A 14,136-nucleotide genomic window follows, 5' to 3' on the forward strand; every position below is an offset into this window, starting at 1 on the left:
ACACGAACGACCATTCAAAAATATCTTATAAGAACTTTTTTTATATGGCTTCATGAAATAAGAGCAGCCTGCCATGCGGCAAACTGCTCCTAGTTCTTTATTTTATTAGAATTCAATCCATATTGGCAGTATTAAAAAAATAATTGTAACTACCACGCTTATAGCAAGCAGAAGCTCACCAATTCTTTTGCTGACGACTGCTCCAAAATCATGAATATTTCTTTTCGAAACTAATATTGTCGCTAACCAAAATGGCATGGAAGCTAAAAAGGGATAGTTGAAACCATCTGTGCCGTTTGAATGTATAGCTAGACCCATTAGGTTAAAGAGATAATGAGTTAAAATAAAACCATTCCCAAAATTATAATTTATTAAAAACCCGGAAAATAAAAAGAGTATAGAAAGTGATCCATATCCAAAAGGTTTTCTAACTGTCAAAACAAATCAACTCCTCCACAGATATAATATCCATATTGTACCATGTGAATTTATGCGAGGAAATCTATTCTGGGAGTTTGCCTGATCTAGCAGGTCAATTAAATCAGCGTTTTGTAATAAAAAACCGTTGCATCTAATTTACCGTCTGCCGATCGTGCATAGCCAGGAATGCGTCCGGCTTCAATGTACTCTAATGAAGTATACAGCATATTCGAAGGATCCCCCTCCCTCGTATCGAGAACTATCAATGTTCTGCCTTCGTGCCTTGCTCGCCCTTCTGCCTTTTGCATAAGAAAACGTCCAATTCCTCTAAGACGATAGTTTGGATGAGTCATTAATTTTGCAATTTCCCCTCTATGTCCGCCATTTTGCTTCGTACATAGATGCAGCTGTACGCTCCCAACGATTCGATCATCGATTTTGGCAACGTATAAAATCACCTCTGGACTTAACACAGCCTCCCAGTACATTACAGCATCAGAAAGCTTCATTGGGGGTAAAAAGCCAATTGACGCACCATCTTCAACGACCTGCACCAACAGATCCGCCAGCCCGTTAACATGCTCTTCAATGGATTGTATTTGTTCAATTATCACATCACCAGCCATTCAAATCTCCTCCAAACCATGAGTATAGTTTAATAGTAATGAACGAAGTATAATTTGTATAACGAATTTATTTGATTACAATGATTCATATTTCAAATTAGTTGAGGTGCTGCGATGGATATTCCACAGTTAGAGGCTTTCTTATCGGTGTGCAAAATTCGCAATTTCACAAGGGCTGCAGAGTATTTGCATATCTCGCAATCTGCTGTTACAGCAAGAATAAAAGCGCTGGAATTGTCCGTTGGAAAGCCGCTGTTTCTACGTGATAATCGGAATGTAAGCTTAACGCAGGCAGGCATCCATTTCCTTCCTTATGCCGAGAGGATGCTGCTGCTGTTTGAAGAAAGCAAGGTAACGTTATCCGAAGGATTAGAAAACTATATCGTCATGAGCGGACCTGGCTCTGTTTGGCATTACTATTATTTGCAGCACATTGTTTCGTTTAGGCAAGCACACCCGAAGGTGGCTATTAAATTTCTGAGCTACATCGATTCCAGCTACATGATTCGTGATCTTTTACTCGATGGCGTTGTACAAGTAGCTATTCGATACGACCCTCTTGATCGCCCTAATGTTACTAAACATTTCCTATTTGAGGACGAAATTATTCTTGTTTCTTCTCAAAATAGTTCTAACTTGTTTACGAAAACAGACTTCTTTTCGGGACAATATTGTCACATCGAGTGGGGATATCCGTTTCCAGATTGGTTTCGCTCGATCGTTGGTGAAGGTTATCTGCCTACTTTCGAAACGGATCATTCCACCATAATGCTTACATTGCTTTTACAAGGAGCAGGATTTGGCTTCCTTCCCCGATCTATTGCGAAGCCTTTTCTAGATGATCACCGTTTATATGAACTGCGCTGCGAATTGCCTTTTCCAGTTACGAGGGCCTATGCTCTCTATTTAACAGACAATCGCGACCATCCAAGTGTAAAACTAGCCATGCAATTGCTCGATGTTCCTCTAGCTTCGACAGGAGATTCAACACACTGATCGTTTTCAAAATCTCCGAACCATTCCGGCCTCCGCCTTAAGACCGAGTCCGAAGCATGCTTAAGACGGTACTCTCATAAAATGGATACGGTTAAAATTATTGTAGCAGATCAATTAAATCGGAAACCTTATATCATAAAAACAAAGCTTATGCTTTCGAAGTAAGTTTTTGCTTCACAAAAACAAAGCTTATGCTTTCGAAGTAAGTTTTTGCTTCACAAAAACTAAGCTTATGCTTTCGAAGTAAGTTTTTGCTTCACAAAAACTTTAGGAGGTTACATAATGCCCGTATTAGAAGTGCGTAATTTACAAAAGAGCTTTGGATCAGTCAGCGCTGTAGCCGGCATTAGCTTCACCGTCGAGGCGGGAGAAGTGTTCACCATCATCGGTCCAAACGGCGCTGGAAAAACGACTACGCTTGAAATGATTGAAGGGCTGCAAAATCCTGATTCCGGCCAAATCGAATTTGGTCCTCTGAATTGGACAAAAAACAGTGAACAAATCAAGGTGTCCATCGGTGTTCAGCCTCAATCCAGCGCTTTGTTCGATTTATTGACGGTAGAAGAAAATTTAGATTTGTTCGCTACCTTTTATCCAAAATCCCGGCCAGCAGCAGAAGTGCTCGAAATGATTAATCTCACTGATCAGCGCAGCAAGCAGGTTAGAAAGCTCTCCGGCGGACAGAAACAACGGCTTGCCATCGGACTCGCCATGATTAATGACCCTACGATCATTTTTTTAGATGAGCCTACAACAGGACTAGATCCGCAGGCAAGACGGAATATATGGGACATTATTCTTAAGCTGAAGGAGCTAGGCAAAACAACTATCCTTACTACCCATTACATGGAAGAGGCCGAAAAGCTGAGTGACCGTGTATGCATTGTTGATCAAGGGAAAATCGTCACCTTAGATACTCCAGCTGCTTTAATTGATCGGCTCACGAAAGAACGAGAGGTCAGGCTTACCTTTATTGATGGCGCTGAGGCAGCTCTTGAGACTGAGAAAGTTGCTACTCACCACCATGCTGTCGTCCGAACGAATCGCGAAGGCGCTTCGCTCCAGCTATGGACGACCCAGCCTGAAGAAACATTGTATGAGCTGTTTGGATTTACAAAGGATCGCGGTTTCCGCGTCGAGCAAATCTCTATTCGTGAAATGAGCCTGGAAGATGTATTCATTGCCTTCACCGGCAAGGAATGGAGGGATTAAGTTAAATGAACAGCACCAAACAATTTTCCAAAATGTTTAGCGCCCAGGTCAAAATGATGTTTCGCGAAAAACAAGTATGGTTTTGGAACATCTTTTTTCCGATAATTTTAATGGTATTATTTATGGTCATTTTTGGCGGAGGCTCACCCGATAGCTTTAAAGCTACAATTGCCGTTGTTGATTCACAGCCGAATGCCAATTCGAGCATGCTGCTTGAGCAGCTGCGAAAAATCCCGGTATTCAAGTTTAAAGAAGAGCAGCCAATCACGAAGGAAGCTGGCAATACGCTCATTGAGAAACAAGATATTGATGCGCTCATTATTTTGCCTGAATCCGACAGCTCCACCACAATGCAGCTCGTTGTAAACAAAGCCAATGAGCAAGGTGCTACCACGCAGGCTATTGCCGGCATTTTAGATCAATTTATTCAACAGACGAATTGGACCGTTGCCAAAGCTACGCCAACATTCAGCTTAACTAGACAATCCATTTCGCAAGGCTCCGAGGATTTGAATTATGCGGACTTCCTGCTAACTGGCATGATCGGTCTAACTCTCGCGCAAGGCGGTCTATTCGGCATGGTCAGTCTAGTTGAGATGCGCAGAAAGGGACTGATGAAACGGCTTCGCATGACGCCAGCCAAAATGGGCCTTTACGGTCTGGCAGGCGTAATTGTAAAGCTTTTGCTCGGCGTTTTTCAAATCATTATTTTAACATTGATTGGCGTATTCGGTTTTGGCGCAAATCTTCATATTAATGTATTAAGCTTAGTTATTGCTTTCTTTGCAGGCGCACTCGTATTTAATGCGATGGGTTATTTATTCTCTTCCTTCAGTAAATCCATAGAAGCTTATATGGGGATGTCCAACATTGCCAGCATGCTCATGATGTTTCTTAGCGGTGTATTTATCCCACTCGAAATCATGCCAAACTGGCTGCAGCCGATTGCACAAATTTTGCCGCTTACTTACTTCGTGGAGGGCATGCGGGATGGTCTCATCTACAATTCCGGGATCGTTTCAACCTCATTCTGGATCGGTATTGGCATTATGGTCACATGGGGCGTTGTATCCTTCTTAATCGGCTCACAAGTGTATAAATCGAAATCGGCTGTTGAAGCAGCCTAGTCGTAATCATAAGCTAAAAAATAGGGCTGTCACAAATGTAGATCGTTCTACTGAAGTGACAGCCCTATTTTACGATTACCAGATCTATACCTTGCAAGCAGAGTGCTTCAATTGCGATTTCTCGATTTGAATCGTCGAATGTTCAATTTGGAATCTGTCGGCCAGATGTTGAATCGCTTCCTGAAGAATGGCTTGGCAATCCTTCTCATCCTCAACAATAAGATGGCAGCTTAAGGAGTCTATTCCCGAAGTTATCGTCCAAATATGAAGATCGTGAACGTCTTTGACACCTTTAATGTCTAGCAGTGCTTCTTTAACCTGCTCAGCATTCACATGAGCTGGCGTTCCCTCCATCAGAATATGAACGGTTGATTTAATCACTCCCCATGCGCTTCGCAAAATAAGAAGAGCAACCACTACACTAATGATCGGATCAGCGATATACCACGAAAATGAATACATCAAAATGCCGGCAATGATCGCGCCTACCGAACCAATGGCATCTCCGATGACATGAAGATAAGCACTGCGAACATTTAGATTGTCCTTCACATCTGCCTTCCGCATAAGAAACCAAGCACTTGCTATATTAGCCAGCAAACCGATACCAGCAATAATCATCATCGACCCGCTCGCGACGGTCGGCGGTTCACCGAACCGCTTGATTGCCTCCGCAATGATAAACGCGGCGATAACGAACAGTGTAATGCCATTAAACAAGGCTGCCAATATTTCAAAACGATGAAATCCATAAGTGCGGTTAGAAGAAGCTGGACGCACGGCAATCCACATTGCTGCCAAGCTTAACGCCAGTGCCGCCGTATCGCTCAGCATATGCCCTGAATCAGACAATAGCGCCAACGAGTTCGTCACAAGTCCCCCTACAAACTCCAGAACCATAATACCTGCTGTAATAATAAGTGCGATCAGCAGTCCCGCTTTATTATTCGGAGCATGAGAATGTCCATGATGACCATGACCATGCGAGTGACCATGGTGGTGACCGTGATGGCTGTGATTCCCATGCGAATGCTTAGGTGCGTTCTGTTCATGGCTATGGTTATGGTCGCATGCTCCATCTCCATGATCATGTTGATGGTTTTCCGCAATGGCTGCTGTTTTTAAATTTTCCCCTAGTTTTCCATCCTGTGATCCGTTCATAATTCTCTCCCCCAATCCATTTGAGCAGACTTTATTAGTCTGCATCTAAACCAACTATTTCATGAATACAATCAAATTTCTATAACATATGAATACATGCTCATATGTTATTAGATTTATTATATGTAATTTATGCTAATGTTGCAACTACTTTTACGCACAAAAAAAGAGGCGCATCTCTGCACCTCCATTTCTATTCGGGTTCCGTTGATCTAACGAATATCGAAGCAGCTTAGCCTTTCAGCGGCTCTACTGCTTCAATCAGCTTTTCTTCCAGTTCCAATGTATAAGCAGTGCGCTGCTCATCATTCCACTGCAGACGATTCGCCATCGCGGCTATGACCTGTGTTTTCCACTGCTGAACATATCCGATTCGGAAGAACAGATCACCCGTGCGGCGAATAAAGAAATCGGTTGGCTTTACTGTCATTTCCGCCTCTATGGCGTAACGAAGCTGTACCGCTAGTATGAGCGGCAGTTCAAAGGTTTCCGCCCAAGCGCCTGTGCTTTGCGCCAGTGGGAACAGCTGATCCACGTTTGAGCCATAACGCTGCGCCAGAAAAGCAGACTCTTCCTTGCTGAAGCCATAATGCGCTCCCTCTGCTGATTTCTTCTGAACAAAAGGCTCAAAACCTTTTGACCCGCCTAAATCCCCGCCTGACATCGTAATCGTCTTGGTTTCGCTTTTGGCAAAAGCTTTGCTGCTGCCCTCTTGCCCGAACAATTCAACCACTTTATCTACAACGGTTTCAGCCATCTTGCGATAACCCGTCAGCTTGCCCCCCGCAATCGAAATCAGCCCGGAATCCGATACAAAAATCTCATCGCGACGCGATATTTCCGAAGGCGATTTCCCTTCTTGCTGGATAAGCGGACGTAGGCCTGCCCAGCTTGATTCTACATCAGCTTCCACAAGCTTCAGGTCTGGGAACATAAAGTTCACAGCTTGCAGCAAATAAGTGCGATCCGCAAGCGTCATCACAGGATTGACGGTATTGCCCTTATAGTTGGTATCCGTCGTACCGAAATACGTTTTTCCCGCGCGCGGAATTGCGAACACCATCCGGCCGTCCGGCGTATCGAAGTAGACGGCTTGGTGCAATGGGAAACGATTCTGGTCGAAGACCACATGAACGCCTTTTGTCAGTCGGAGCGTTTTCCCCTTCTTCGATCCATCAATTTCGCGAATATCATCGACCCAAGGGCCCGTAGCATTAATGACTTTAGCTGCCTTCAACTCGTATTCAGCGCCGTTAATCATATCTTTAACCAACGTGCCTGTTATTTTACCGTCCTTGCCATAACGAAGCGTCTCTACCTTGGCATAGTTCACCGACAATGCGCCGGTTTCTACCGCCTTCTTCATCACTTCTATCGTGAGCCGTGCATCATCGGTACGGTATTCCACATAATAGCCGCTGCCCTTTAAGCCATCCCGCTTCAAAAGAGGTTCCTTAAACAGCGTATCCTCTACGTTCAGCATCATCCGGCGCTCTTTTCGTTTGACGCCAGCTAGAAAATCGTAAACACGCAAACCAATCGATGTTGAGAATTTACCGAAGGTGCCGCCCTTATAAAGCGGAAGCAGCATCCATTCAGGTGTCGTAACATGCGGCCCGTTCTCATATACGATTGCCCGCTCCTTGCCAACCTCGGCTACGACACCAATCTCTAGCTGCTTCAAATAACGCAAACCGCCATGGACCAGCTTCGTTGAACGGCTAGAGGTCCCTGCTGCAAAATCCTGCATCTCCACTAAAGCCACTTTCATACCGCGCGCAGCAGCATCAAGCGCAATGCCCGCGCCAGTAATTCCTCCGCCTATGACGAGTACATCCAGCTGCGATTGCTGCATCTGCTTCAGTACTTGCTCACGATTTTGGGCGGCAAATATTTCTTTATTATGAATGGTCATCATGATTTCCTCCCGATTGTCTATTTATTATTGTTCTGCCATTTACAGTTCATTACTCATGAATGAATCTAAATAAACAAAAAAACCACGCAAACCGCTCCCCAATCCCTAAAAAGGGTGTGGAAGCGGTTCTCGTGGTTTCTCCTGATCTCCAACCGTTATTAACTTGCCATCAGTATACCATAATTATTGCGCGAAAGCCATGGCCGCTCGGACTGCACGATGCCATCCGCTGTATAAATCGGCACGTGTCTCCTCTTCCATAGCAGGCTTAAATACTTTATCTACCTGTCTCAGCTTAGCCAGCTCCTCGCGGTTTTGCCAGAATCCTACCGCAAGTCCGGCTAAATATGCAGCTCCGAGCGCTGTAGATTCATTTACTACTGGACGCTCCACGGGAACGCCAAGCAGATCACTTTGGAATTGCATAAGCATGTTGTTGGCAACGGCTCCGCCGTCTACACAAAGCGACTCCAGCGGCAAACCTGATTCCTCCTCCATAACGGAGAGGACATCTTTGGTCTGGTAAGCCAGCGACTCTAATACTGCACGGACAAAATGTGCCTTGGACGTCCCCCGCGTGAGTCCAAATACGGCTCCTCTAACATCGCTATTCCAGTACGGCGTACCGAGTCCAACAAATGCGGGCACGACATAAACGCCGTCCGAAGACTCCACCTGCTCCGCCAGAGCTTCCGTCTCGGATGCTGATTCAATAAGCTCTAGACCATCTCTAAGCCACTGAATCGCAGCACCTGCCACAAATACGCTGCCTTCAAGCGCATACTCCAGCTTGCCATCAACCTCCCATGCTATCGTGGTGAGCAGCCCCTTCTCGGAGACGATTGCTTTGGTGCCTGTATTCATTAACATGAAGCAGCCCGTACCATATGTGTTTTTTGTATTTCCTTCTGCATAAGCATTTTGACCAAACAAAGCTGCTTGCTGGTCACCAGCTGCTCCTGCAACAGGGATTTTGCGTCCGACTATTTCATCAACCACATGTCCGTAAACTTCAGAGGAAGAGCGTACCTCCGGCAGCATCGCTTTAGGAATGTTCAAAATATGCAGAAGCTCATCGTCCCAGCTCCGCTCATGAATATTGAACATAAGCGTTCTAGAAGCATTCGAAACATCCGTTACATGCACCTGTCCGCCGGTTAAATTCCAGATCAGCCACGTATCAATCGTGCCAAAGAGCAGCTCGCCTTTCTCAGCACGCTCGCGTGCGCCCTCCACATGCTCAAGCAGCCAGCTCACCTTCGTGCCTGAGAAATAAGCATCAATGAGCAGGCCCGTCTTCTCATGAAACTGTTGCTCATAACCCTTTTTCTTAAGACCATCACTAATTTCCGCCGTTTGGCGGGATTGCCATACGATCGCGTTATGAATCGGTTGACCCGTCGTTTTGTCCCAGACAACGGTTGTTTCCCGTTGATTTGTAATTCCGATTCCAGCAATTTGCTCAGCGGTAATGCCTGTTTTGGCCAGCAGCTCTGCCATTACCTTTTTCGTCGACTGCCATATAAACATCGCATCTGCTTCTACCCATCCTGCATGCGGGTAAGACAGCGGAAGCTCTTCTCTTGCTATATCTACAATGGTTCCACTTTTATCCACGAGCAGCGCGCGCGTGCTGGTTGTGCCCTGATCGAGCGATAACATATACGTTTCCACTTGAACCCCTCCTTCACTTTTCAGCTTCCGCTTATTTTCCTAGCTTCCACAGCTCTTTACGTGATGTCGTTATCGCCGAAGCTCCCGCTTCAAGCGCCTGGCTGACATGCGCCTCCGTACGAATTAGTCCTCCCGCTATAATGGGAATGCCGCTCCGCTGCTTCACTTCACTTATAATATCCGGTATAACACCCGGCAGTACCTCAATGAAATCAGGACGATTTTTGTCCAGCACCGTATAACTTCTCTCCAAAGCATCCGAATCAATAAGAAATAATCGCTGAATGGCAATCAGTCCATTCTGCTTCGTACGACCAATAACGCTGGATCGCGTCGAGATAATGCCTGCTGGCCTGATAGACTGGCAAAGAAACTCTGCCGCGTATTCATCGTTTTTCAAGCCATCGATCAAATCGGCATGCAGCAGTACCTTTTTGTTATGCTGACTCGCCAGATCAACGATATGCTTTAACTGCCCTAAATGCCCACCAAGAAGCACCATGTACGAAAAAGGCGAGGCAAGCACCGCTTCCACCTCCTTCAGCTTATGCACTGCCGGCAATACGTTTTGCCCGTTTAGCAACATCGACATCTTGTCACCTCCGCTCGAATGCTTGAATTTACTCGTCTTAGCTGCTTCTTTATTCAGCGCTTCACTCGTTTAATGCTGCTCTCACGTTCCTGCAGCTTGGTCGGCAATACGATCTTTTTCGCAATATCCCGCTTTGAAGCCAGACGATCAGCAAGCAGCTCAACAGCCGTCTCGCCCATATACTCCATGTGCACCTTAACCGTCGTAAGCGGAGGCTGCAAAAAGGCTGAAATAGCGATATCATTGTAACCGACTATGGAAATATCTTCTGGCACCCGAAGCTCCGCTTCATGGAGTGCTCGGAGGGCGCCGACGGCCATAGAATCATTTTCGATAAAAAAAGCGGTTGGCACTTTATTCCCTTTTATCGCTTGCTGCATCAGCTTATATCCGTCTTCGGAATACAAATGCTCTCCCGTATAAACAAGCTCTGCATCGTACAGTCCTTTATCAGTCATTCGTTCTATAAATACATGCTCACGCTCATCACGCACACGCTTATTATTTACTAAGTTATGCCCGCCAATATAACCGATTTCTGTGTGGCCTAGGCGAGTTAGATAATCAATCACTTCTGAAACCGACTTTCCGATATCAATAACAACAGAATCAAATCGATTGTCATCTGGGGAAGAATCAACGAACACAATAGGCTCCAGCCCCTCTGGAAAACGGTTCAGATCCTCTTTCTCGAAGCGCCCGATTGCAATGATGCCATCAAACGACTCGCCTCGCCAATCTTTCTCGTCAGAGTGGACTTGCATAAACAATTTTACCAAATCCATATTTCTGTGGAAGCACTCTCGCTCGATACCTAGCCGAATGGCCATGTAATATGGATCCAGCATTTCCTCTTGATCAGAATACCAGTTCACAAGACCAACCCGATAACGCTCTTTAAGCCCAGCACCGTTACGTTGACGCAGCGTCTTGTAATTCAATTGCTGCGCAATTTCAAATATACGTTTGCGTGTCTCATCTGCAACCGATATGGCTGGATCATAATTAAGAACCCGCGACACGGTCGCAATTGAAACCTTTGCTTTTTGTGCAATCTCTTTAATTGTAGCCATATTCCCTTTCCTTCCTGCTAACCCGTGACGATAAGTAAAATTATACTTTAATTTTACTAAAAATCAATAAAATCCATTCCAATAAAACAAAAGCTGCTCCTCATGGTTGCTAACCGTGAAGAGCAGCTTTGTTTGATATATTATTCATGCTTCAAATGCTGAAGCGTCAGCATAAAGACTTGTTCTACATGATCGTCATCGAGCGAATAAAAGACGGTTTTCCCGACTTTCCTGCGCTTGACGATACGCATGTTACGCAGCAGCCGAAGCTGATGAGAAACCGCCGATTGCCCCATGGAGAGCACCTCAGTCAAATCATGTACGCAAAGTTCAGACTGCACTAGCGCATGGATAATCTTCACTCGCGTGGGATCGCCAAGCGCCTTGAACAAATCAGCCAACTGAGCAGCTGTTGTTTCATTAATCATTTTGCTTCTAACATTCTCTATGTTTACCTCAGAGCCTGCGCACGAATCATCACATGCTGCGACAACTTGATTATCCATCATCATCCCACCAACCCTATTCATCCTAAAGCATATTATAACATGTTTCAGTTGATGGGGTGAATTTGAAATACCTGCTTGCAGCTTGCACAGATCTACCAAGCAAATCGATAGCTGCCAGACCCTACTTGTATTGTAACGCCTGCCTCGGTCTCAACTGCTGATGTTATTCCCGCACTCTCAGCTAGCAACCCGCCGCTCTCGGTCACCTTCGTTCCCGATTCCGCACCTGGCAAACGAATTTCCGCAGTGGTATTCGAAGGAATCGTCACATCAAGCATGAAGTGCCCCTCTTCCGATTTGGACCATTTTGAGCTAACTGAGCCATATACCGTCTCAATCTTCCCTTCCGCCCACGCCAGCCCTTCGCCCGGAAGCGGTGCGATGATGATTCGTTTATAGCCAGGAGCATCTTCCACCGTTTGAATGCCCGCTACCGTCCGGTACATCCAATCGCCAATCGCTCCGTAAGCATAATGGTTAAATGAGTTCATATCCTTGCTCCAGAAGCTTGCGTCTTCCTTGATACCGTCCCAATGCTCCCAAATCGTCGTAGCGCCTTTGGTCACAGGGTAGAGCCAGGATGGATAGGTTTGCTGAAGTAGCAGCCTATATGCCACGTCGTTTTTACCGAATGCACTAAGCACATGGTTCAAGTAAGGAGTACCGACAAAACCTGTTGTCAGATGATCTTTGCTTTGCTCAATCAGCTCTGTCAGCTTGGCTATAGCGCGTTTCTCTGCTGCTTCATCCAAAAGTCCAAACATCAAGGCTAACACCTGAGCCGTTTGCGTCGGAACAGCCAGCCGTCCAGCACCTGTTACAAATTCTTCTCTAAGCGCGGCTACAATATTGTCATACAGCTCCGAGTATCTCTTCGCATCCGCATCCTTGTTGAGCACAGCTGCCGTCTTCTGAACGATGGATACCGAATAGGCATAAAAGGCTGTCGCGATAAAATCCCGATCCGTTGCCCCTACATAATCGCCCGACTTGGCATCAAGTCCAAGCCAATCCCCGAAGTGAAAACCTGTATTCCATAAAAACTCATTTTCGCCTTGGCGCTGAATATACGATACCCACGCCTGCATGCTTTCATATTGCTCTTCTAATATCCGTTTGTCTCCGTAACAAATATATAACGTCCAAGGGCAAATCACTGCTGCATCTCCCCATGCTGCCGAGGACATGTCATTCTCGCCCAGCACGTGAGGAACCACGAATGGAACGCCGCCGTCTTCTGCTTGATCCGCTTCTACATCACGCAGCCACTTCGTAAAAAAAGGAGCGACGTTAGATAAGTAAGATGCCGTTTGAATGAACATTTGCGCATCGCCAGTCCAGCCTAGACGTTCATCCCGCTGTGGGCAGTCGGTCGGTACGTCAAGGAAATTCCCCTTCAGGCCCCATTTGATATTATGCTGAAGCTGATTGACGAGCGGTTCAGAGCATTGAAACTCACCGGTTTCCTCCATATCCGAATGCAGCACAACACCTGTAAAATCATCAAGCTTAATGCTCTCCGTTTCAGGGAAGCCAATCAGCTGCACATATCGAAAGCCTTGAAACGTAAAGCGCGGCTCATATGTTTCGGACTCTCCGCCCTTCAGCACATATCGAATCATTTGTTTTGCCGCACGCAGGTTTTCAGTGTAGAAATTGCCTTCCTGATCAAGCACCTCTGCATGCAGCAGCGCTACTTCGGAGCCCGCTTTTCCCTTTATGGCAAACTGCACCCAGCCAACCATGTTTTGGCCAAAATCAAGCACGGTTTCCCCTTTTGGTGTCGTAATCAGAGCAACTGGCTTTAACCTCTCCTGCTTGCGAACAGGCTCATTCACCTGCGGCCTAAGCATACGCTTCTCATGCTGAACCACTTCAACCGTCTGCCACTCTTTCGTATTGTCGTCATAAGCGGCTGTACTCCAGCCCTCTTGTTCCAGGCGTGCATCATACGTTTCGCCATGATAAATTTCCGAGAACTGAACTGGACTGACCCCGGCCTTCCACTTCGTATCGGATACAATGACCTCTTCACGTCCATCCTCGTAAACGACGTGCATTTGCAGCAGCAGCGCCAAACGATCGCCGTACACGCAGCGCTGATTGCCCCACGCCAAGTTCCCTTTGTACCAGCCGTTTCCAAGGGAAGCGCCAATTGCATTCCCGCCTAATTTCAGCAGATCAGTCACATCATAAGTTTGGGTTTGCAGCGTATGATTGTAACTCGTCCAGCCCGGCGTAAAATAACTATCGCCAACTCGCTGTCCATTTAGCTCTAGCTCATATATGCCGAGGGCAGTCGCATAAACCCGCGCTTCCTTCACTTTGCCTGTAAGCTCAAAGCTTCTCCTCATTAGCGGGCTAGGCTCCGCCTCAATTGGCAGCATCGCAAGCGGTGCAGCGATCCAGTCGCCAAGCCACTCGTCTGGACTAAGCAGTCCCATTTCCCAGAAAGCTTCAGCAGACCATGCGGTTGCATCTCCATTTTGATTCCAAGCCCGAACACGATAATAATAACGCTTACACGATTCAGCGACAAAAGAGTTCAGCTCAACATGCGTGGACTGCTCGCTGTTCACGCGCCCTGACTGCCATAGGATCGATGCAAAGTCTGGTTCTGCCGCAATCTCAATCTCGTAAGCCGTTTGCTTGACAGCCCGCTCATCTGAAAGCAATTTCCATCCTAAACGAGGTTTTCTCACTCCGATTCCAATTGGGTTTTGCTGATATTCACAATATACCGCACTAATTTCAAACATCCTATAATCCTCCTTAAGATCATTGATAACTATTAATTGTTTGTCCGAGCTTATTATAGAGTTGGCGCC

12 protein-coding genes are annotated in these 14,136 nt (G+C 46.1%); 3 read left to right on the forward strand and 9 right to left on the reverse strand.

From position 1 onward, the window contains the following. Positions 1–105: 105 nt before the first annotated feature. Positions 106–438, reverse strand: a complete 333-nt coding sequence (locus tag BK120_RS09360; RefSeq protein ID WP_076267225.1) for a hypothetical protein — start codon at positions 436–438, stop codon at positions 106–108. A 98-nt stretch (positions 439–536) separates the two neighbouring features. Continuing rightward, complete coding sequence (locus BK120_RS09365; protein WP_076267226.1) at positions 537–1,046, reverse strand: GNAT family N-acetyltransferase; 510 nt, start codon at positions 1,044–1,046, stop codon at positions 537–539. Between the two features lie 114 nt (positions 1,047–1,160). Between BK120_RS09365 and BK120_RS09370 the strand changes: the two genes are divergently transcribed. The 3 genes from BK120_RS09370 (at position 1,161) to BK120_RS09380 (ending at position 4,381) form a co-directional block, all read left to right on the forward strand. Beyond that, positions 1,161–2,042: a LysR family transcriptional regulator gene (locus BK120_RS09370; protein ID WP_076267227.1), complete on the forward strand. Its 882-nt coding sequence runs from the start codon at positions 1,161–1,163 to the stop codon at positions 2,040–2,042. A gap of 282 nt (positions 2,043–2,324) precedes the next feature. Further along, positions 2,325–3,254, forward strand: coding sequence for an ABC transporter ATP-binding protein (locus BK120_RS09375; protein ID WP_076267228.1), 930 nt, complete (start codon positions 2,325–2,327; stop codon positions 3,252–3,254). 5 nt (positions 3,255–3,259) lie between these two features. Further along, positions 3,260–4,381 carry an ABC transporter permease gene (locus tag BK120_RS09380; RefSeq protein ID WP_076267229.1) on the forward strand — a complete coding sequence of 374 codons (1,122 nt, stop codon included), beginning with the start codon at positions 3,260–3,262 and terminating at the stop codon, positions 4,379–4,381. Positions 4,382–4,465: 84 nt separating this feature from the next. On the opposite strand, the gene BK120_RS09385 is transcribed toward BK120_RS09380, so the two are convergent. From BK120_RS09385 to BK120_RS09415, 7 genes are all read right to left on the reverse strand, one after another. Further along, positions 4,466–5,542 (reverse strand): cation diffusion facilitator family transporter, encoded by a 1,077-nt coding sequence (locus tag BK120_RS09385; protein ID WP_083681805.1) that lies wholly within the window; start codon positions 5,540–5,542, stop codon positions 4,466–4,468. A gap of 232 nt (positions 5,543–5,774) precedes the next feature. Then, positions 5,775–7,457: a glycerol-3-phosphate dehydrogenase/oxidase gene (locus BK120_RS09390; RefSeq protein WP_076267230.1), complete on the reverse strand. Its 1,683-nt coding sequence runs from the start codon at positions 7,455–7,457 to the stop codon at positions 5,775–5,777. A gap of 186 nt (positions 7,458–7,643) precedes the next feature. Further along, positions 7,644–9,134 (reverse strand): glycerol kinase GlpK, encoded by a 1,491-nt coding sequence (gene glpK, locus BK120_RS09395; RefSeq protein WP_076267231.1) that lies wholly within the window; start codon positions 9,132–9,134, stop codon positions 7,644–7,646. A 31-nt stretch (positions 9,135–9,165) separates the two neighbouring features. Further along, entirely contained in the window at positions 9,166–9,720 is a 555-nt protein-coding gene (locus BK120_RS09400; protein WP_076267412.1) for a glycerol-3-phosphate responsive antiterminator, read from the reverse strand. Positions 9,721–9,779: 59 nt separating this feature from the next. Next, positions 9,780–10,799, reverse strand: coding sequence for a LacI family DNA-binding transcriptional regulator (locus BK120_RS09405; protein WP_076267232.1), 1,020 nt, complete (start codon positions 10,797–10,799; stop codon positions 9,780–9,782). A 140-nt stretch (positions 10,800–10,939) separates the two neighbouring features. Further along, on the reverse strand, positions 10,940–11,308 hold the full coding sequence (locus BK120_RS09410; protein ID WP_372238973.1) for an ArsR/SmtB family transcription factor: 369 nt from the start codon (positions 11,306–11,308) through the stop codon (positions 10,940–10,942). A 92-nt stretch (positions 11,309–11,400) separates the two neighbouring features. After that, positions 11,401–14,067 carry a glycoside hydrolase family 78 protein gene (locus BK120_RS09415; protein ID WP_076267234.1) on the reverse strand — a complete coding sequence of 889 codons (2,667 nt, stop codon included), beginning with the start codon at positions 14,065–14,067 and terminating at the stop codon, positions 11,401–11,403. Between the last annotated feature and the right edge of the window lie 69 nt (positions 14,068–14,136).

Source organism: Paenibacillus sp. FSL A5-0031 (genome assembly GCF_001956295.1).
GTDB lineage: Bacteria > Bacillota > Bacilli > Paenibacillales > Paenibacillaceae > Pristimantibacillus.

Bases quoted from the DNA above. Each gene is read 5' to 3' on its own strand.
- BK120_RS09365 (WP_076267226.1), bottom strand. From the start codon at position 1,046: ATGGCTGGTGATGTGATAATTGAACAAATACAATCCATTGAAGAGCAT.
- BK120_RS09370 (WP_076267227.1), top strand. From the start codon at position 1,161: ATGGATATTCCACAGTTAGAGGCTTTCTTATCGGTGTGCAAAATTCGC.
- BK120_RS09375 (WP_076267228.1), top strand. From the start codon at position 2,325: ATGCCCGTATTAGAAGTGCGTAATTTACAAAAGAGCTTTGGATCAGTC.
- BK120_RS09380 (WP_076267229.1), top strand. From the start codon at position 3,260: ATGAACAGCACCAAACAATTTTCCAAAATGTTTAGCGCCCAGGTCAAA.
- BK120_RS09385 (WP_083681805.1), bottom strand. From the start codon at position 5,542: ATGAACGGATCACAGGATGGAAAACTAGGGGAAAATTTAAAAACAGCA.
- BK120_RS09390 (WP_076267230.1), bottom strand. From the start codon at position 7,457: ATGACCATTCATAATAAAGAAATATTTGCCGCCCAAAATCGTGAGCAA.
- BK120_RS09400 (WP_076267412.1), bottom strand. From the start codon at position 9,720: ATGTTGCTAAACGGGCAAAACGTATTGCCGGCAGTGCATAAGCTGAAG.
- BK120_RS09405 (WP_076267232.1), bottom strand. From the start codon at position 10,799: ATGGCTACAATTAAAGAGATTGCACAAAAAGCAAAGGTTTCAATTGCG.
- BK120_RS09410 (WP_372238973.1), bottom strand. From the start codon at position 11,308: ATGATGGATAATCAAGTTGTCGCAGCATGTGATGATTCGTGCGCAGGC.
- BK120_RS09415 (WP_076267234.1), bottom strand. From the start codon at position 14,067: ATGTTTGAAATTAGTGCGGTATATTGTGAATATCAGCAAAACCCAATT.